We start from the raw sequence: 19,235 nt of genomic DNA, 5'->3' as shown, positions 1-19,235 counted from the left end.
CGGCTACAGCCGCGCCACTCCGGTCACCGTGACGACGGCCTCGCCGGTCTCGTCGGAGGCGTCGAGGTCGACCATCGCGGAGATCCGCCAGTCATGGTCGCCGGCGGGGTCGTCGAGGATCTGCTGCACGGCCCACGCCCGGGCCGGACGCTCGTGGTCGGGGCCGCCGGTCTCGTCGATGATGAGCAGCGCGGTGCTGCGGGCGTCCGGACCCGTGCGGATCTCGTCGTGCTCGGCGAAGTACGCGTCGAGCGCCGCGTCCCAGCCGGCGGCGCCGAACTCCGGATCCAGCTCCGCGAGCGCCTCGACGTCCTCCCGGGCCGCGAGCTGCACGCGGCGGAACAGCTCGTTGCGCACGAGGATCCGGAATGCCCGCACGTTGGTGGTGAGCCGCTTCGGCGCCGGCGGGACGACGGGTTCGTCGTCGTGCGAGACGGGATGGCCGGAGACGAGCTCCTCCCACTCGTCCAGGAGGCTCGAGTCGACCTGGCGGACGAGCTCGCCGAGCCACTCGATGAGGTCGCGGAGCTCCTCGGTCTTCAGGTGCTCCGGGATCGTCTGCGACGCTGCCCGGTAGGCGTCCGAGAGATAGCGCAGCACCACGCCCTCGGACCGGGCGACCTTGTACAGCGCGACATATTCCCCGAACGACATGGCCCGCTCGTACATGTCTCGCACGACGGACTTCGGGTGCAGCTCGAAGTCGCGGATCCAGGGCTGGGCGGCGCTGAAGGTCTCGAAGGCCGCGCCGAGAAGCTCCTCGAGCGGTTTCGGATAGGTGATCTCCTCCAGCGCCTCCATGCGCTCCTCGTACTCCATGCCCTCGCGCTTCATGGCCGCCACGGCTTCGCCGCGGGCGACGAACTCCTGCTGGCTGAGGATCGCCCGCGGGTCGTCGAGCGTCGCCTCCACGATCGAGATCATGTCGAGCGCGAAGGACGGATCCGCCGGATCCAGCAGTTCGAAGGCGGCCAGGGCGAACGGCGACAGCGGCTGGTTGAGCGCGAAGTTGGGCTGCAGGTCCACGGTGAGCCGGATCGTGCCGTCGGGGTCGCGCTCGACGATGCCCGACTCCCGCAGCGTCCGGTAGATCCCGATCGCGCGCAGCGCGAGGATCCGCTGCTTCTGCCGGGACTCGTGGTTGTCGTATACCAGTGCGCGCATATTCGCGAAGACGTCGCCGCCGCGCCCGATCACATTCAGCATCATCGCGCTCGTGATCTGCATGTGCGAGGTCAGCGTCTCGGGCTCCGCCGCGATGAGCTTCTGGAAGGATGGCTCGCCCCAGGACACGAAGCCGTCGGGCGCCTTCTTGCGGACCACCTTGCGCCGCTTCTTCGGGTCGTCGCCGGCCTTCTTGAGCGCGGCGAGGTTCTCCGATTCGTGCTCGGGCGCCTGCGCGACCACCGTGCCCGCGGTGTCGAAGCCGGCGCGGCCGGCGCGCCCCGCGATCTGGTGGAACTCGCGCGCGTTGAGCTGACGCATCCGGGTGCCGTCGAACTTCGTCAGGGCCGTGAGCAGCACCGTGCGGATCGGCACGTTGATGCCGACGCCGAGGGTGTCGGTGCCGCAGATGACGCGCAGCAGGCCGCGCTGGGCGAGCTGCTCGACCAGGCGCCGGTACTTCGGCAGCATGCCGGCGTGGTGCACGCCGATCCCGAGCCGGAGCAGGCGCGCCAGGGTCTTGCCGAACGAGGTCGTGAAGCGGAAGCCGCCGATGAGCTCGGCGATCTCATCGCGCTGCTCGCGGGTCGCGACCTTCGCGCTCGCCAGCGCCTGGGCGCGCTCCATCGCCGCGGCCTGGGAGAAATGCACGATGTACACGGGCGCGCGGTCGGTGTGCAGCAGATCCTCGATGGTCTCGTGGATCGGGGTCGTCTCGTAGAAGAAGTGCAGCGGCACCGGACGCTCGACGCCGGTGACCACGGCCGTCTCGCGTCCCGTGCGGCGGGTGAGGTCGGCCGCGAGCTCGGTCACGTCGCCGAGGGTCGCCGACATGAGGATGAACTGCGCCTGGGGAAGGGTGAGCAACGGCACCTGCCAGGCCCAGCCGCGGTCGGGGTCGCCGTAGAAGTGGAACTCGTCCATCACCACTTGGCCGACCTCGGCGTCAGGGCCTTCGCGGAGCGCGAGGTTCGCGAGGATCTCCGCCGTGCAGCACACGATCGGCGCGTCGGCGTTCACAGCCGAATCGCCGGTGACCATCCCGACGTTCTCCGCACCGAAGACGTCGACCAGGCTGAAGAACTTCTCGCTCACGAGCGCCTTGATCGGTGCCGTGTAGTACGTGCGGCGGCCGTCGACGAGGGCGGCGAAGTGGGCGGCGACGGCGACGAGCGACTTCCCGGTGCCGGTCGGGGTGGACAGGATCAGGTTCTGCCCCGAGACGATCTCGATGACCGCCTCGTCCTGCGCGGGGTAGAGCGAGATCCCGCTCTGCTCCACCCACTCCACGAACGCGAGGTAGACCGCGTCGGGATCCGGATCCCCCGCGGCCGGGCGGACGACGGACGGATCGAGGCGCGCAGACATGATCCCTCGATCATCCCACCCGCTGGGTGAGCCGCACTCGCGGGCCGGAAGTCTGGCTGCCCTCGCTCCGGGTCCGCCGCGTCGCACCGTGAGACTGCAACCCGGGGACGAGACTGCAACAGGCTGTTGCGGTCTCGTCGTACTGTTGCCGTCTCGCGGTGAGAGTCGCTGCCAGGCGGGCCCGCGGCCTCCCCGTGGGCCTCAGACGGCCGTCGCGGCCTCCAGGGCGATCCGGATCATGTCGCCGAAGCTCTGCTCGCGCTCCAGGGCCGTGGTCTCCTCGTGCGTGACGAGGTGGTCCGAGACCGTGCAGATGCTCAGGGCGCGACGGCCGTAGAACGCCGCGAGCGTGTAGAGCGCGCTCGTCTCCATCTCCACCGCGAGCGCGCCGTGCTGCACGAGCGGCTCCGTGAGCTCGGGGCGGGTGTTGTAGAACTGGTCGCCGGAGAACAGCAGGCCCACGTGCACGGCGTGCTCGAGGTGCATCCGCTCGGTCGCTTCCACGGCGCGGCGCAGCAGGCCGAAATCGGCGACGGGAGCGTAGTCCTGGCCGTGGAAGCGGATCCGGTTGATCCCGGAGTCGGTGCACGCGCCGTTCGCGATGATGATGTCGCGCATGCCGACCTTCTCCGTCAGCGCTCCGCAGGAGCCCACGCGCACGAGCGTCTGCACGTCGTACTCGCGGAACAGCTCGTTCGCGTAGATCGACATCGACGGCTGGCCCATTCCGGATCCCTGCACCGATACGCGGTGACCCTGCCACGAGCCGGTGAAGCCGAGCATCCCGCGCACCTCGGAGTAGAGCTCGGCGCCCTCGAGGAAGTTCTCGGCGATCCACTTGGCCCGCAGCGGGTCTCCGGGGAACAGGACGATGGGGGCGATCTGACCGGACGCGGCGGCGATGTGCGTGCTCATCGGACCAGGCTATCCACGGCGCCCGAAGGCACGACGGCTGCTGCGCGGATGCGCAGGATGCGGTGTTTCCGGTGAGCCCCGGGATCCGCTCAGCCCTGGCGGCGGACCATCTCCGCGATCCACAGCGGAGCGAACGGAGAGGTGCAGTTCGGCGGCACCGGGTAGTCGGCGAGCACCTGCAGTCGCTCGCCGATCTCGATCGCCCGGTCGCGGAGGGCGGGATGGTGGATCCCGATGTACGCCAGCGTCTCGTTCATCGCCCACTGCTCGCGGGACGGCGCGTGGGCGAGCTCCCGCTCGATGCGCTCCAGCAGCCCGTCGAGGTCGAGCCCCTCGGGGCGCTTCGCCACCCGCGCGGAGGTGAGCGACCACGCGGCAGCCCTGGCGTCCGGATCCGGATCGTCGATCCAGCGCGTGCGCAGCTCCTCCGCGTGCGGCGACTTCTTCACGAGGTAGGCGACGAGCCAGTCGTGCGCCTTGGAGCTCCGGGTCTCCCGCACCATCCGGTCGAGGTCGTCGGCGCCGAGTTCGCGCGGTTTCGCGACCAGGATCCCGAGCAGCTGCCCGGCGACGTCGCCCGACGCCCAGAGCTCGCGGGCGAGATCCGGATCCGTTCCGATCCGCTTCGCGAGACCGCGCATCTTCGTGAGGTTCACACCGTGCGCATCGCCGTGCCGCTCGTTGATGGCCCGGGCCTTCGGATCCTCCAGGGCGGCGAGCTCGGCGAGGGCCTCGGCAAGCGTGATGGACATGCCGTCAGCCTACGGCGCAGGTGCGGACGGACCGGCGGATGGGAGAGAATGGTGACGCAAACATTGCGCCGACCCCAGGAGAGTCATGACCGACACCGCAGCGCCCGCGCTCACCTACGCCGACGGTGCGCTGTTCCGGCACGGCACGCCCTTCCGGATGCTGTCGGGCGCGGTGCACTACTTCCGGATCCATCCGGATCAGTGGGAGGACAGGCTGCGCCGCCTCGCCGCCATGGGCGCGAACACGGTCGACACCTACATCCCATGGAACTTCCACGAGCGGGCCGAGGGCGAGATCGACTTCACCGGCTGGCGCGACGCCGAGCGGTTCATCCGGCTCGCGGGCGAGGTCGGGCTGGACGTGTTCGTGCGCCCCAGCCCCTACATCTGCGCGGAGTGGTCGAACGGCGGGATCCCGTTCTGGCTCAGCGGACGCACTCGCGCGCTGCGCACGAGCGACCCGGTGTTCCTCGCCGCCGTCGATGCCTGGTACGACGCGCTGATCCCCCGGCTCGCCGCCCTGCAGGCCGCGCACGGCGGACCGATCACGGCGATCCAGATCGAGAACGAGTACGGATCCTTCGGGAGCGACCGCGTCTACCTCGAGCACCTGCGCGACGGGCTCCGTGCCCGCGGCATGGTCGAGCTGCTCACCACGGCCGACGGCACCACGGCCGACATGGTGCGCAACGGCAGCGTCGACGGCGCGATGGGCTCGTTCACCTTCGGGACGGGCGTCGCGCTCGCGGAAAAGCTGCGCAAGCGCGGCGAGCCGCTGCTGTGCGCGGAGCTCTGGGGCGGCTGGTTCGACCACTGGGGCGAGCACCACCACGTGCGCTCGGCCGCGAGCATGATCGGCACCGTGGACGAGCTGCTCGCAGCAGGCGGATCCGTGAGCCTGTACATGGCGCACGGCGGCACGAACTTCGGGCTCTGGGCGGGCGCGAACCACGACGGCGCGCTGCAGCCGACCGTCACCTCCTACGACTCCGACGCGCCCATCGGCGAGGACGGCACTCTGAACGACAAGTTCCACGCGCTGCGGGCGGCGTTCGCGCCGTTCCACGACGGCGACCTGCCGCCGATCCCGGACGCACCCCGCCGGCAGCGCGCGGCCTCGGCGCCTCTGGTGCCGGTGGCGTCGCTGCTCGACGTGGTGCGCGCGGTGCCCGCCGGGGCTGCCGCGCCGATGCCGTTGCCGTTCGAGGACCTCGGCGCCGAGGACGGGCTGGTCGCATACGAGGCGGAGATCTCGTACGTCGCGGGCGCAGAGCTCACCGTCGACGTGCTGCACGACCGGGCCGTCGTCTTCCTCGACGGCGAGCGGCTGGGCGTGCTGGAGCGCGACGGCGTGCGGTCGCTGAAGCTGCCCGGCGCGGGTGGATCCGGTGTGCTCACGCTCGTCGTGGAGAGCCAGGGCCGGCCGAACTACGGCCCGCACACGGGGGAGCGCAAGGGCATCCTCGCCGGGGTGCGGATCGGCCGCCGCTTCGCGCACGGGTGGACCCACCGCGTCCTTCCGCAGGCTGCCCCGGCCGACCCGGGGATCGAGCCGGGCGCGGCGGGTGCGCCGGCGGACGGCCTCGCCGTGGCTGTGCTCGACGTCGCCGACCCGGCCGACGCGTGGCTCGCCTTCCCCGGCGGCGGCAACGGGCTGGTGTGGCTGAACGGCTTCCTGCTGGGCCGGAACCGTGCGGTCGGCCCGCAGGTGACCCTGTACGCCCCGGCGCCGCTGTGGCGCGCCGGACGCAACGAGATCCGCGTGCTCGACACCGACGCGGCCGGATCCGCGGTCGAGGTCCGCGAGGAGCCCGACTTCGGCCCCGTGGAGGAGTTCATCGGATCCTGACCGGATCCACCCCAGTGCGGGGCTCTCAGCTCAGGACTCGTCGCGCAGGCCCGCCCGGATCCGGCGCAGGTCCTCCGTGAGGGATCCGATCAGCACCCAGTTCCGCGAGGAGGGCGGCCGGATGTCGAGCGGCGAGGTGAGCGCGGGGATCGCCGACGTGAGCGCCTCGGGCTCGGGGTCGACCTCGGCGAGCTGGACCGCGAGCCGCACGTCGTGTCCCGCGCGGTGCAGCTGGTCGGCGATCGCCGGGACGGCCGGCTCCGCGGGCAGCGTCTCGTCGTACTGGTCGACGTAGGCCCGGGTCATCCCGATCACCTGGGTCACGATCGGGCTGAGGCGCTCCAGCAGCGCGCGCATCGCGGCGAGCTCCGCGCGGTGGCGGGATCCTCGAGGGTTCAGTGTGAGCGACTCCTCCGCGGCGCTGAGCGCGGCGTCGGCGGAGTCCCGCATGGGGCGCAGCAGGCGCGCCTCGAGCATGAGCTCCTGCCGGCGCTCGGGGCGCTGCTCGCCGAGCACCGCGTCACCGAGCCGGTCGAGAGTCGCCGCCAGCTCTCCGCCGAGCAGCGCCAGGTCGCGCCGGGCCGGCTCGACGAGCACCGGCGGCACCACGAGCACGTTCACCACGAAGCCGATCGCCGCGCCGATGAGCGTCTCCAGGATCCGGTCGACGGCGTAGTCCGGGCTCGCGGAGCCCAGCGCCAGCACGAGCATCGCGGAGATGGCGACCTGGTTCGCGGTGCCCGGGGTGGCCTTGAACGACCACGCCACGACCATCGCGACCACGACGGCGAGCAGTACGACCCAGCTGAGTCCGCCGAGCGCGAGGCTCAGCAGCACCGCGATCACGACGCCGGCGATGACGCCGATGCTGCGCTCCAGGGCCTTGGCGAAGGACTGGTTGACGCTGGGCTGCACCACGAGCAGCGCCGCGATCGCGGCGAACACGGGCAGGTGCCCCGGCACGAGCCAGCCGGCGATGAGCCAGGCCGCGATCGTGGCCGCCGCCGACTTCGCCACCTGGACCAGGGGCGCGCGCCGGCTGGCGCGGAGGGCGGCGAGCGGACGCATGCTTCCACGGTAGTCCGGCACCCTGTGCGGCGCTGGGGCGTCGGTCTGGTGCGGTGGCCGGATCCGCGGCTGAGGCGGGATCCGTCCCGATCTGAGGCGGGAACGGTGCGGATCTGAGGTGGGGTCGGGTGCGGGATCTGAGGCGCGGGCTGCGGAAGATAGGGCATCTGCCCGATGGGGGCGGGGTGCCTTAGCGACGAGTGTTTGAGTACCGGAGAAGGAGAGATCATGACCATGCACCCCTCGATGAGCTACCGCATCACGACCCTCGAGATCGAGCAGGCGGCGGTCCGCGCGGAGCGCGCGCGGATGATGGCCGAGCACGCCGATCAGATCGTGCGCCGCGACGGGATCCTGCGCCGCGCGCTGCGCCGCCTGCAGGCGAGCGCCGGCACCTCGACCACCGCGCGCACGGCGTCGGACGCCCCCGCGGTGCCCGCTGCTGCTGCCCGCCCCGCCGAGCCTGCCCAGGACGCCGCGCCCGCGGCACCGGTCGAGCGCCCCGCGGCACCGGCCGTCGCATCGGCGGCGCCGCTGGCGGAGCCCGCGTCGGCGAGCGTCGCCACGGATCGCGCGGCGGACGAGGTGCGCGACCGCGAGCTGGTCGGCTGCGCCTCGCACGCGGCGTGACGGGCGCAGCCGGCGGCGCGTCCGCCGAGCCGTCTGCCCCGGCGCTCAGGCGCGAACCGCCGGCACCGGGGAACGAGCCGTCAGCCCCGGCGCTCGGGCCGGAACCGCCCGCCTCGGGGAGCACCCCGCCGGAGCCGCCCGCGTCCGGCGGCGTCGCACCGTCCCCCGCAGATCCATCCGCACCGAAGAAGAGCCTCCCGGCTCCGGGTCCGACCCAGGGTCCCGCGCCGGGAGGCTCTTCCGTAGCCTGCCCGGAGCCCGCGGGGGCGGACCTCGCCTGTGTCCTCTCTGCTCAGGGCGGCGGCGTCGTCGCGACCGCGCCGGATGTCCGTGGCAGGTGGCACGATGAAGTCATGTCCCTCGCCACCACGTCCCCCGCCATGGTCGGGCGCGATGCCGAACTCGCCCTCCTCGACGAGGCCCTGCGCCGCGCCGCCGACGGCGAGAACGCGTCGGTGCTCGTCGGCGGTGAGGCGGGGATCGGCAAGTCCCGGCTGACCGCGGAGTTCCGTCGCCGCGTCGCCGGCGAGGCGACCGTGCTCACCGGCTGGTGCCTCGACTACGGCTCCACGCCCGCGCCGTTCGGTCCGCTGCCGGCGATCCTGCGCGCCGTGATCGACGAGCTCGGCGACCGTGCCGACGAGGCGGCGGGGCCGGCGCGCGACTCCCTGCAGCTGCTCCTGCCCGAGCGCGCGACCTCTCCGGTCGACCGCTCCGCGATCCGCCCCGAGGGGCTGCGCGAGACGATCGCGAACCTGCTCGAGGCAGCGGCGGCGGTCCGGCCCGTGGTGGTGGTCGTGGAAGACCTGCACTGGGCCGACGCGGCGACGCTGTCGATGCTGTCGTTCCTGCTGCGGGCGCTCGCCGGGCGCCGGGTGCTCTTCCTGCTCACCTGCCGTATCGACGAGGTGCGCCGCGGCGGCGAGGTGCGCGCGTTCCTCGCCGAGGCGGAGCGGGCCCGTCTCCTCGACCGGGTGACGCTCGAGCGCCTCGACGCGATCGCGGTGCGCGATCTCGTGCTCGGGTTGCGCGGCGCCATCGACGACGCCGCACTCGCCCGGCTCATGGAGCGCAGCGAGGGCGTGCCGTTCTTCGTCGAGGAACTGCTGTGCAACGTGCAGGGGCCGATGCCCGACACGCTGCGCGACGTGCTGCTCGCCCGGTTCGACGCTCTGAGCGATGACGCCAAGCGGGTGGTGCGGGTCGCCTCCGGATCCGACGGCGCCATCTCGCACGATCTCCTCGCGACCTTGGCCGGCTTCGGCGAGGAGCGGCTGGACGAGGCCCTCCGCGAGGCGATGGGCGCCGGCATCATCGGGGTGTCCGACCGGGAGAGCTACGGTTTCCGGCACGCGCTGCTGCGCGAGGCCGTGCACGACGACCTGCTCCCCGGCGAGCGTGCGCGCCTGCACTGGGCGTACGCCGACGCGCTCGAGAACGCCGGGGGCGCGCCGTCGACGCTCGCCTTCCACTGGCACCGTTCGCACGACTATCCGCGCGCGCTCGCGGCGGCCGTCACCGCGATGCGCGAGGCCAAGAACAGCTACGCCTTCTCCACCGCCGCGCGGTTCGGCGAGCTCGCGCTCGAGCTGTGGGATCAGGTGCCGGACGCCGCCGAGGTGGCAGGGATCGAACGGATCCCACTGCTCGCCCAGGTGGGATCGATCCTGCGCAACGGCGGCGATGGGGAGCGCGCTCTCGCCGTCGTCTCGCTCGCGCTCGCCGAGATCGACCCGGCGACGGTCGAGCCGTCCGTGCACGCCCGGCTCCTGCGGGACAAGGCGCTCTACCTGCAGAACCTGGGCCGGAGTGGATCCATCGATCTCTTCCGCGAGGCGCTCGCGCTCATCGAGACGGAGCCAGGGCAGGAGAGGCTGCGAGCCTCGCTGCTCGGATATCTCGCGGGGCGCTATCTCATCAGCGGCCGGCTCGAGGACGCCGTCGCGACCGCCGACGAGGCCTTTCGGATGGCGGAGTCGATCGGATTCGACAATGTCATGTCGGTCGCGGCGAACCTTCGCGGCTGCAGCCGGATCCATCTCGGCGAGGTCGAGGCGGGCCTGGCCGACTTCCGGCTCTCCTGGGAGCACGCGGTCGACCACGACGCGCAGCTGCGGTACCGGGTGAACTTCGCGGACAGCCTGAACATGCTCGGCCGCTTCCGCGAGGCCGTGGAGGTGGCGGAGGCCGGCGTCGCGCACGCGCGCACCCTCGGCGTCGAGCGCTCCTCTGGCGCCATCCTGTCGCACAACATGGTCGAGCCGCTCCTCGAACTCGGCGAGATCGACAGAGTCGAGGAGATCTCCGCGCGCGATCTCACCGTGCGCACGCTCCAGGTCTTCCGGATGTACTCGACGATGTCGCGGATCCGGGCGCTGGTGTGGCGCGGCGAGATGGATGAGGCCGTGCGCATGCTCAGCGAGTGGCGGGCGATCGCCGAAGGCGTCGCCGCGGTCGAGCGGCAGGTCTGGTACTCGCTGCATGACGTGGAGATCCTCATCGCGCTCGGTCTGGGCGACTCGGTGCGGGCGGCCGCGGAACTGCGCGCCGTGATCGAGGACCCAGGGATCCGACTCGCGATGCTCGGCCGGATCCTGCTCGAGGGCGGAAGGGTGGTGGCCGATCTGCGCGCCGACGGTCACGATGATCTCGCCGTTTCGACGGCCGCGCTGGTGCGCGACGGTTGGGCGATGCTGCCGGCGGAGCTGCAGCAGCCGCACTGGGGCACGGTGCTCATCGCGCTTCTCGACGGCGACGCGGACCGGCTGGCTGCGGCCGAGTCCGCGGCCGACGAGGAGGACGTTCCGGCCGTGTTCCGGGTGGTCGTGCGGCTCGAGCGGGCGAGGGCCCTGGTCGCGGCGGGAGACCGCACGGCCGCGTTCGACGCGGCTGCCGAAGCCGCCGCCGTCGCGGAGGCCCTGGGGCACGATCGGCTGCGCCGCCGCACGGCGGAGTTCATCGAGGCGGCCGGACTGAACCGGGCGTCGTCTCGTGCCCACGTGGCGGAGAGCGTCGAGCTCACCGCGCGCGAGCAGCAGGTGCTCGAGCTCATCGCGGAGGGGCTCAGCAACCGGCAGATCGGGGAGCGGCTCTTCATCAGCGGCAAGACTGCGAGCGTGCACGTCTCCGCGATCCTGCGCAAGCTCGGCGTCTCGTCGCGCACCGAGGCCGCGGTCGCCCAGCGCGTGCGCTGAGCAGGGCGTCGTCGCTCAGCGGCGAGCGTGCCGAGCAGCAGCACCTCGGCCGCGGGGGCGAGGGATCCTTCGGAGCGCTCGGGGAAAGAAGATCAGGGACGGATCGAGAGCGCACACGTCCTGGACTGTTTGCGGTGGGTGCGTGTGGGTCCCGTACGCGCCCACGGAGCTCAGGATCGACCGGCCCGGGGATCGCCCCCGTGGGCGTAGGGTGGCGGCGACACGGGACGGTGATCCGGCACCGACGAGGCTGAGGAGAGGATCCGACATGGCGGAGAACGACGTTTCGGGCACCGATGACGCGAGCGCAGGCGGCGCGAGCGCGGGCTCACGCGCAGCAGCGGCCGAGGAGGTCTACGAGCGGCTGTTCGGCCCGCGCGACACCACGGTGCCCGCCGACGACCCTGAGCTGATGGCGATCCTGCGCGGCTTCATCTTCGGGGACGTGTTCGGCACCGGCGTCCTCGACGACCGCACCCGCGAGCTGGTCACGGTCACCGTGCTGGCCTGCTTGCAGGCGCTGCCGCAGCTGAGGGCGCACGCAGCCGCCGCCTTGAACGTCGGAGTCGAACCCGTGCAGCTGCGGGAGGCGGTCTACCAGCTCGCCCCGTTCATCGGGTTCCCCTACACGCTCAACGCGATCGCCGTGGTCAACGAGGTCTTCCGTGAGCGCGAGATCGCATTGCCGCTGCCGCAACAGGGGACCGTGACCGATGAGGATAGGACGGCCAAAGGCCTGGCGATCCAGGCGCCGCTGTACGGCACGGAGATCGCCGACAATCTCGCCGACCTGCCCGCTCCGTTCGCCGAGGCGCTGCCGCGCTTCCTCACCGAGTTCTGCTTCGGCGACTTCTACACCCGGGGCGGGCTGACGCTCGCTCAGCGGGAGCTGTTGGTGCTGTGCGCGCTGACGGCGATGGGCGACACGGCCGCGCAGCTCGGTCCGCACGGGCGCGCCTGCATCGAGGTCGGCAACTCCAAGACCGAGGTGGTCGCCGCGCTCGTGCAGTGCTTCCCGTACATCGGCTTCCCACGGACGGTTGCCGCCATTCGCGCGGTGAAGGCGCTCTGACGTCGCGATGGCAGCCCGGGGATCGCCGGCTGGCGGTGCGGTCTAGCGTTCGCGGATCGTCAGCGTGCCCGCGAGATCGAGATCGGCCGTCGACCCCTGCACTCCCGCCTGCGCGAGCAGGGCGCCACCCAGCGCGGTGCTCCAGAACGTCCGGGCCTCCTGAGCGAGCGGACGCTCGATGTGCCACCCGCGGTCGTTGCTGAGCGCACGCAGGAAGCGCTCCGACTGGCGGAACAGCAGCTGCAGGTGACGGTTGATCACGGGTGCGAGGTCGCTCCTGCCGATTCCGAGCGCGAGCGCCCCGGCCACCAGGGGGAGTGAGGGGAGGGCGAGGACCACGCGCGCGATGTTGCGCCGGAACGTCTCCGCGTCCGCGGCCTGATGCCCCACGCGCTCGATCCGGCGGGTGTCGTGCAGGAGTCCGAGGAAGGCGGCATGGACGAGGAGCGAATCCTTGGATCCGAAATGGTAGGTGATCTGGTTCGGGAAGACGCCGGCCGCCTGCGCGATCTCGGCGACGCTCAGCTGTCCGCCTGAGCGCTCCCGCCCGAGCCGGGCGGCGGCCTCGATGATCGCCCTGCGGGTCGAGCGGGCGCGCTCGGCACGGGGGACGCGTGCGTCGTCCGTCACCACCGATCGAGCCATGGCCTCATTGTATGTGATACAACTAGGACGGTTGGTTGTATCGCATACAAGAATGGGATGAGGGATCCGATGAGTGAGATCGACGTCGTCGTGACGGGGCTCGGAGCGATCACGCCGCTCGGCGGCGACGTGCCGTCGACCTGGGACGCGCTCCTGGAAGGCCGGTCCGGGATCCGCGGTGATGTGCTCGCCGGGACCGAGGACGCCGTGCTGTCCGCGGTCCCCGCCGGGACGATGGCCGTCGATCCGGCGACTCTTCTCCCCGCGGTGCAGGCCAAGCGGCTGGATCGGTCACAGCAGGCTGCGCTCGCGGCCGCCGCCGAGGCGTGGGCGGATGCCGGCGCTCCCGCCGTGGACCCGGATCGGCTCGCCTCGGCGATCGGCACCGGCATCGGCGGAGTCGAGACCCTGCTGCGCGAGGACGACGTGCTGGAGCAGTCCGGGGCGCGCCGGGTGTCCCCGCGCACGGTGCCGATGCTCATGCCGAACGCGGCCGCGGCCCTGGTCAGCATCGCCTATGACGCCAGGGCAGGCGCGTACACGCCCGTCTCCGCGTGCTCGTCCGGCGCCGAGGCGATCGCGATGGGCGCGCGGCTGATCCGCGCGGGTGAGGCGGACGTCGTGATCGCCGGCGGAACCGAGGCTGCCATCACGCCCCTCACGATCGCCGGGTTCAAGCAGGCGCGCTCGCTGTCGCACCACGCGGGGGATCCGGCGTCCGCCTCGCGCCCGTTCGCGGCCGACCGGAGCGGATTCGTGCTCGGGGAGGGGGCAGCGATCCTGGTGCTCGAGAGCGCGGCGCACGCGGCCGCGCGCGGAGCCCGGGTGCACGCGGTGATCGCGGGCGCCGGCATCGCGGCGGACGCGCATCACCTGACGGCCCCCGCGCCCGATGGGTCGGGGCAGGCCTCGGCCATGCGCAAGGCCCTGGCGCAGGCGGGCCTGTCGCCCGCCGCCGTCGCTCACGTCAATGCGCACGCGACCGGCACGCCCGTCGGCGACACCGCGGAGGCCCTCGCGATCCGGGAGGTGTTCGGCCGGATTCCGGTGACCGCGCCGAAGGCCTCCCTGGGGCACCTCTTCGGCGCGGCGGGCGCGATCGAGGCGCTCATCTCCGTGTTGAGCGTGGAGCACGGCGTCATCCCGCCGACGCGCAATCTCACTCCGGAGACGATCGACCCGGAGGTCGGTCTGGATGTCGTCACTGAGCGCCGCGACGCCCCGCAGCGAGCGGTGCTCAGCAACTCCTTCGGGTTCGGCGGCCAGAACGTGTCCCTCGTGATCACGAGCGAGGCCGCCTGAACACCCGGCGCGCTCAGGCCGGACGGGCGCGCACGCGGCGCGCTCAGGCGGCCTCGGCCCGCCCCCGGCGCCAGTAGCCCATGAACGCGATGGAGCGGCGGTCGATGCCGAGGTCGCGCACGAGATGCCGGCGCAGCGCGGTGATCGTCGAGGCCTCGCCGGCGAGCCACGCGTAGCAGGATCCGCTCGCCGCCTCGGGCACCTCCCACAGCACCTCGTCCTCATCCGGGTCCGCGAGCTCGGCGCCCTCGTCGCCGGCCGCCGGAAGAGTCGCCTCACCGGCGGTCGCATGAGGCGCCGCCGCGGCGCGCGTCTCGCCCCACGCGTGCACGGCCGCGCTCAGCCGCAGCCCGTGCGGAGTGCCGCCGCGGGCCAGCCAGGTCACGTCGACCCCGGCGGGCGCAGCGAGCGGCAGTGCGTCGGCTTCCGTGGGCACCTCGATGTAGACGGATCCGCTCATGTGCCCGGGCAGCGACTCCACGATCGCGCAGATCGCCGGCACCGCGGTCTCGTCGCCGGCGAGGAGCACCGAGGTGGCGTCGCCCGGGCTCCACTCGAGTCCCCCGGTCTCGCTCGCGCGTCCGTCGGGGCCGATCACGACCAGCGGGGCGCCGGGCGTTGCAGCCGAGGCCCACGCCGACGCCGGCCCCTCGGTGCCGTGCAGCACGAAGTCGACGTCGATCTCGCGCGCGTCGGGACGCACCGCGCGGACCGTGTAGGTGCGGATCGGGTTCCGCGTCTCATCGGGAAGTTCTCGCCACCGCCGATACCACTCCAGCATGCCGACCGACTCGTCGAACTGGCCGACGTCGGTGAAGGATCCGTCGGGCAGCGGCAGCACGAGCTTGATCCTCTGATCGAGGCCCGCGGTGCCGAAATGGACGAGATCGGGGCCGGTCAGCGTCACCCGGAGGAAGTGCGGCGACAGCTGCTCGCAACGCGCGACGGTGGTCCGATACGTCCGGTAGGGGTGATGGGTCATGCGTCCAGAATAGGTTAGGCTTCCCTAACGTGACCAATCAGAGCACGCACCACGGATCCTCCGGTCGCCCGTCGCCGGTCCCCGCGGCGGGTCTTGCGGCACACGGCCTGGCGCTCGACTACGGCCGCACGCCGGTCGTGCACGACGTGGCCCTGACACTGCGTCCCGGATCCGTGACGGCGCTCATCGGCCCCAACGGCAGCGGCAAGTCGACGGCGCTCCGTGCCATCGCCCGCCTGCACCGGCTGCGCGCGGGCACGGTGCGGATCGAGCACGCCGAGGGGGCGCGCGACGCCGCGGTGCTGGACGCCCGCGAGTTCGCCCGGACCGTGGCGATGCTGTCGCAGTCGCGACCGCATCCCTCGGGCCTGGAGGTGCGCGACGTCGTCGCGTTCGGCCGCCATCCGCACCGCGGACGGTTCTCCGGCCTGCGCGACGACGACCGGGCGGCGATCGACCGCGCTCTCGCGCTCACCGGCCTCGCCGCGATGGCGGCCCGTCCCGTGGACGAGCTCTCCGGTGGCGAGCTGCAGCGCGTCTGGCTGGCGACGGCGCTCGCGCAGACCACCCCGATCCTGCTGCTGGACGAGCCCACGAATCATCTCGACCTGCGCTATCAGATCGAGACGCTCGACCTGATCCGCGATCTGGCGGACGCCGGCACCGCGCTGGGCGTCGTGCTGCACGACCTCGACCACGCCGCCGCAGTCGCCGACCGCGTGGTGCTGCTGCACGCCGGCCGGGTGCGCGCCGAAGGCACCCCCGCGGAGGTGCTCACCTCCGAGAACCTGTCCGCGGCCTACGGGCTGCGCATCGACACCGCGGTCGACGACGACGGCCGGGTGCGCGTGTTCCCGCGCGGCCGGCGCGGCGCCCGCCGCACGCCGGTTCCGCAACCCGCCTGACCGCCTCGACCCCCGCGTGCGGGATCCGACCCGTCGCGCCCGATCCCCGACGACCCCGACCCAGGAGAACCATGCGCAAGCCCCTCGTCCTCGCCTCGCTGCTCGCCGCGACCACGCTCGCCCTCGCCGGCTGCGGCACCACCTCGGTGGCCGCCCCCGCCGGCAGCGCGGCCCCTTCCGCCAGCGCGGAGTGCGCCGCCGATACGACGACCACCGCCACCGGTCCGGTCACCCTGACCGACGCGATCGGCCGCACCGTGAAGCTCGACAAGCCCGCCCAGCGCGTGGCCGTGCTGGAGTGGCAGCAGGTCGAGGACGCGCTGACACTGTGCGTGACGCCCGTCGCCGTCGCCGATGCGGCCGGCTACCGCCAGTGGGACACGTCGGTGGAGCTGCCCGCCGGCGTGAAGGACGTGGGCACGCGACAGGAGCCGAATCTCGACGCGCTGTTCCAGACGAAGCCCGACCTCGTCATCGTCGAGGCGCAGACCCGCGACGACGCGATCATCGGGCAGCTCGAGAAGTACGGGGTTCCCGTGCTCGCGACGATCGGGGCCGATGCCAAGGATCCGCTGAAGCAGATGCTCGCGACCTTCGACCTCATCGCGCAGGCGACCGGCCGCACCGAGCGCGCGAAGGCCGTGGCGGCCGAGCTCGACGACCACCTCGACAAGGCCGCGCAGACCGTCGCCGCGGCGAAGCCCGCGACCACCGACTTCGTCTACATCGACGGCTGGGTCGACGGCGGCACGGTATCGCTGCGCCCGTTCGGCACCGGTTCGCTCATCGGCGCCATCGGCGCGGAGCTCGGTCTGACCAATGTGTGGAAGGGCGAGACCGACCCGGCGTACGGGCTCGGCAGCACCGACATCGAGGGGATGACGACGATCGGATCCGCCACCCTGCTGCACACCGGCACCGACGACCCCGACGGCACGAGCTTCATGGCGGCGGCCGCGAAGAACCCGGCATGGGCGGCGATCCCGGCGGTGAAGGAGAAGCGGGTGCACGCGTTCCCGACTGGGATCTGGACCTTCGGCGGACCGCGTTCCGCGGAGCGCATCGCCGACGCCTACGTCGACGTCTTCGGCAAGTGAACCGGATCCGGTGAGCGCGATGCGGGTGCGGGAGGCCGAGGGCGCCGCGACGGCGGCAGCCGCATCGACAGGCGACGCCGAGGCGGGCGCGGACGCACGGGCGACCGGAGATCCGGGCGCCAGCCCGGCGACCGCCGTCCGGGCCTCCCTCGGCGCCGCCGGCGTGCTCATCCTGCTCGTGCTCGCCCTGGTCGCGGCCGCGGCCTGGCACCTCACCCAGGGCACGAGCGGTGCGGGCTGGGCGGAGCCCGAGATCCTGCTCGGATCGCGGCTGCCGCGGCTCGCTGCCGGGGTGACCGTCGGCATGGCGCTGGGCATCGCGGGCCTGCTGATGCAGTCGCTGGCGCGCAACGCCCTGGCGTCCCCCGACACCCTCGGCGTGACCGCGGGCGCCTACCTCGCGGTCACCGTCGTGGCCGCCTTCGGGATCTCCCTGCCGTTCTGGGCGTCGGGGGTGGTCGCCTTCGCCGGCGGCCTGCTCGCCGCGGCGGTCGTGCTGGGCCTCGCCGGAGGCGCCGGATCCTCCACGACCCGCCTCGTGCTCGCCGGATCCGCCCTCGCGCTCGCCTTCCAGGCGGCGACCTCGGCGCTGCTCATCCTGTTCAGCGAGCGCACCAAGGGCCTGCTCGCCTGGGGCAGCGGCAGCCTTTCGCAGCTCGGCATCGAGGCGTTCCTGCGGGCGGCTCCCGTGGTCGTCGTCGCGGGGGCGCTGGCGGCCCTGCTCGCCCGGCGGCTCGACGTGCTCGCGCTCGGCGACGACCTGGCGTCGACCCTCGGCGTGCGGATCCGGTCCACGCGCGTCATCGGGATCCTGCTGTCCGTGGTGCTGACCGCGACCGCGGTCACCCTCGCCGGCCCCCTCGGCTTCGTCGGCCTGTGCGCGCCGGTGCTCGCGCGGCTGCTGGTGCGGATCGTGCCGGGGCTCGGGAAGCACGCGCTGCTGCTGCCGGCGTCCGGGCTCCTCGGCGCACTGGTGGTGATCCTCGCCGATGCGCTGCTGCGGCTGATCGTCGGTGCCGAGGGGGCTATCGCGGTGCCCACGGGCGTCGCCACCACGCTGCTCGGAGCGGTCGTGCTCGTGGCGATGGCGCGGCGTCTGCGCGACTCCGGACCCACGCGGCGACCGCCGTCGCTCCGGTCCGGGGTGCGCGGGCCGTGGCGCTTCCGCCTGGTGGCCGCGGTCTCCGCCGTGCTGGTGGTCGCCGCCGTCATCGCCGGGCTGCTGCTGGGCGCTACCCCGCTGCTCACCGGCGACGTGCTGCTGTGGCTGCAGGGGAGCGCGCCCGCGCAGATCGCCTTCGCCCTCGACGAGCGCGCGCCGCGCGTCCTCGCCGCCGTGACGGCCGGGGCGGCCCTCGCGCTCGCCGGATGCCTCACCCAGGCCGTGAGCCGCAACCCGCTCGCGGATCCCGGTCTGCTGGGCATCACCGGGGGTGCCGGGCTCGGCGCCGTGCTCGTGGTCACCGGTGCGGCCGCGTCGACCGCCGGAATGCTCGTGGCGGCCGTCGTGGGCGCGCTCGGCGCGTTCGCCCTCGTGTACCTGCTCTCCTGGCGCGGCGGGCTCAGCGCCGACCGCTTCATCCTCATCGGGATCGGCGTGTCCTCAGCCGCCGTCGCGCTCACCTCGTTCGTGCTGCTGCGCAGCAGCCCCTTCGACACCCCGAAGATCTACACCTGGCTCAGCGGCACCACGTACGGCCGGATCTGGGAGCAGATCGTGCCGCTCGCCGTCGTGCTCGCGATCGCGCTGCCGGTGGTGCTGATGCGCTCGCGGGAGCTGGATCTGCTCGCCCTCGACGAGGACTCGCCGCGCCTTCTCGGCGTGCGTCTGGAGCGCTCCCGCCTGCTGATCCTCGGCGTGGCCGCGCTGCTCGCCGGGTTCAGCGTGGTGGCGGTCGGGGTGATCGGCTTCGTCGGCCTCGTCGCACCGCATGCCGCACGCGCCCTGGTCGGCGCGCGGCACGCCAGGGTCGTCCCGGTCGCCGTGCTGCTCGGCGCGGCGATGGTCGGCGTCGCCGACGCGGTGGGGCGCACGGTCATCGCGCCCGCGCAGCTGCCGGCCGGCCTCGTGGTGGCGCTGCTCGGCGCGCCGTACTTCGTGTGGCTGCTGTGGCGGTCCCGCGACGTGTGAGCGCCCGCCCGCGGGCGCTGCGGCACCTCGGCGCCGCGAACACGGGCTCAGGTCGCAAAAACTGCTCCATGCGCCAGCCGTTGGAGCAGTTTCTGCGACCTGAGCGAGGAGGAACGGCGACCCGGAGGGGCGGTCCGGCCGGAGGGGGCCAGGGCCGGAGG

Annotated in this window: 14 protein-coding genes; 8 read left to right on the top strand and 6 right to left on the bottom strand. The window is 72.8% G+C overall.

The window, feature by feature from the left end:
- Positions 1-3: 3 nt before the first annotated feature.
- The 3 genes from AERO9AM_RS17090 to AERO9AM_RS17080 form a co-directional block, all read right to left on the bottom strand.
- Entirely contained in the window at positions 4-2,532 is a 2,529-nt protein-coding gene (locus tag AERO9AM_RS17090) for a DEAD/DEAH box helicase (RefSeq protein WP_159577231.1), read from the bottom strand.
- 201 nt (positions 2,533-2,733) lie between these two features.
- Positions 2,734-3,447 carry a purine-nucleoside phosphorylase gene (gene deoD, locus AERO9AM_RS17085; RefSeq protein WP_159577230.1) on the bottom strand — a complete coding sequence of 238 codons (714 nt, stop codon included), beginning with the start codon at positions 3,445-3,447 and terminating at the stop codon, positions 2,734-2,736.
- 89 nt (positions 3,448-3,536) lie between these two features.
- A complete protein-coding gene (locus AERO9AM_RS17080) occupies positions 3,537-4,199 on the bottom strand; it encodes a DNA alkylation repair protein (RefSeq protein WP_159577229.1) in 663 nt (220 codons plus the stop codon).
- 85 nt (positions 4,200-4,284) lie between these two features.
- Between AERO9AM_RS17080 and AERO9AM_RS17075 the strand changes: the two genes are divergently transcribed.
- On the top strand, positions 4,285-6,048 hold the full coding sequence (locus AERO9AM_RS17075; RefSeq protein WP_159577228.1) for a glycoside hydrolase family 35 protein: 1,764 nt from the start codon (positions 4,285-4,287) through the stop codon (positions 6,046-6,048).
- A gap of 30 nt (positions 6,049-6,078) precedes the next feature.
- On the opposite strand, the gene AERO9AM_RS17070 is transcribed toward AERO9AM_RS17075, so the two are convergent.
- Positions 6,079-7,116, bottom strand: coding sequence for an FUSC family protein (locus AERO9AM_RS17070; RefSeq protein ID WP_159577227.1), 1,038 nt, complete (start codon positions 7,114-7,116; stop codon positions 6,079-6,081).
- Positions 7,117-7,344: 228 nt separating this feature from the next.
- Here AERO9AM_RS17070 and AERO9AM_RS17065 point away from each other — a divergent pair, with 228 nt between their 5' ends.
- The 3 genes from AERO9AM_RS17065 (at position 7,345) to AERO9AM_RS17055 (ending at position 12,012) form a co-directional block, all read left to right on the top strand.
- Entirely contained in the window at positions 7,345-7,746 is a 402-nt protein-coding gene (locus AERO9AM_RS17065; protein ID WP_159577226.1) for a hypothetical protein, read from the top strand.
- A gap of 353 nt (positions 7,747-8,099) precedes the next feature.
- The gene (locus tag AERO9AM_RS17650; protein WP_159577225.1) at positions 8,100-10,940 is read left to right on the top strand and encodes a helix-turn-helix transcriptional regulator; all 2,841 of its coding nucleotides are present in this window, start codon (positions 8,100-8,102) and stop codon (positions 10,938-10,940) included.
- A gap of 268 nt (positions 10,941-11,208) precedes the next feature.
- On the top strand, positions 11,209-12,012 hold the full coding sequence (locus AERO9AM_RS17055) for a carboxymuconolactone decarboxylase family protein (RefSeq protein ID WP_159577224.1): 804 nt from the start codon (positions 11,209-11,211) through the stop codon (positions 12,010-12,012).
- Positions 12,013-12,054: 42 nt separating this feature from the next.
- On the opposite strand, the gene AERO9AM_RS17050 is transcribed toward AERO9AM_RS17055, so the two are convergent.
- Complete coding sequence (locus tag AERO9AM_RS17050) at positions 12,055-12,657, bottom strand: TetR/AcrR family transcriptional regulator C-terminal domain-containing protein (RefSeq protein ID WP_159577223.1); 603 nt, start codon at positions 12,655-12,657, stop codon at positions 12,055-12,057.
- 69 nt (positions 12,658-12,726) lie between these two features.
- On the opposite strand from AERO9AM_RS17050, the gene AERO9AM_RS17045 reads away from it, so the two are divergent.
- Positions 12,727-13,959: a beta-ketoacyl-[acyl-carrier-protein] synthase family protein gene (locus tag AERO9AM_RS17045; protein WP_159577222.1), complete on the top strand. Its 1,233-nt coding sequence runs from the start codon at positions 12,727-12,729 to the stop codon at positions 13,957-13,959.
- Between the two features lie 43 nt (positions 13,960-14,002).
- Here the strand turns inward: AERO9AM_RS17045 and AERO9AM_RS17040 are convergent, their stop codons facing one another.
- Positions 14,003-14,941 carry a siderophore-interacting protein gene (locus tag AERO9AM_RS17040; RefSeq protein WP_159577221.1) on the bottom strand — a complete coding sequence of 313 codons (939 nt, stop codon included), beginning with the start codon at positions 14,939-14,941 and terminating at the stop codon, positions 14,003-14,005.
- Positions 14,942-14,970: 29 nt separating this feature from the next.
- Between AERO9AM_RS17040 and AERO9AM_RS17035 the strand changes: the two genes are divergently transcribed.
- The 3 genes from AERO9AM_RS17035 (at position 14,971) to AERO9AM_RS17025 (ending at position 19,074) form a co-directional block, all read left to right on the top strand.
- Positions 14,971-15,846, top strand: coding sequence for an ABC transporter ATP-binding protein (locus AERO9AM_RS17035; RefSeq protein WP_159577220.1), 876 nt, complete (start codon positions 14,971-14,973; stop codon positions 15,844-15,846).
- Positions 15,847-15,917: 71 nt separating this feature from the next.
- Positions 15,918-16,943 (top strand): iron-siderophore ABC transporter substrate-binding protein, encoded by a 1,026-nt coding sequence (locus AERO9AM_RS17030; RefSeq protein ID WP_159577219.1) that lies wholly within the window; start codon positions 15,918-15,920, stop codon positions 16,941-16,943.
- Positions 16,944-16,962: 19 nt separating this feature from the next.
- On the top strand, positions 16,963-19,074 hold the full coding sequence (locus AERO9AM_RS17025) for an iron ABC transporter permease (protein WP_159577613.1): 2,112 nt from the start codon (positions 16,963-16,965) through the stop codon (positions 19,072-19,074).
- Positions 19,075-19,235: the final 161 nt, after the last annotated feature.

It is taken from the genome of Microbacterium sp. 8M, assembly GCF_902506375.1.
Lineage (GTDB): Bacteria > Actinomycetota > Actinomycetes > Actinomycetales > Microbacteriaceae > Microbacterium.
This window is presented reverse-complemented; position numbering and strand designations above follow the sequence as displayed.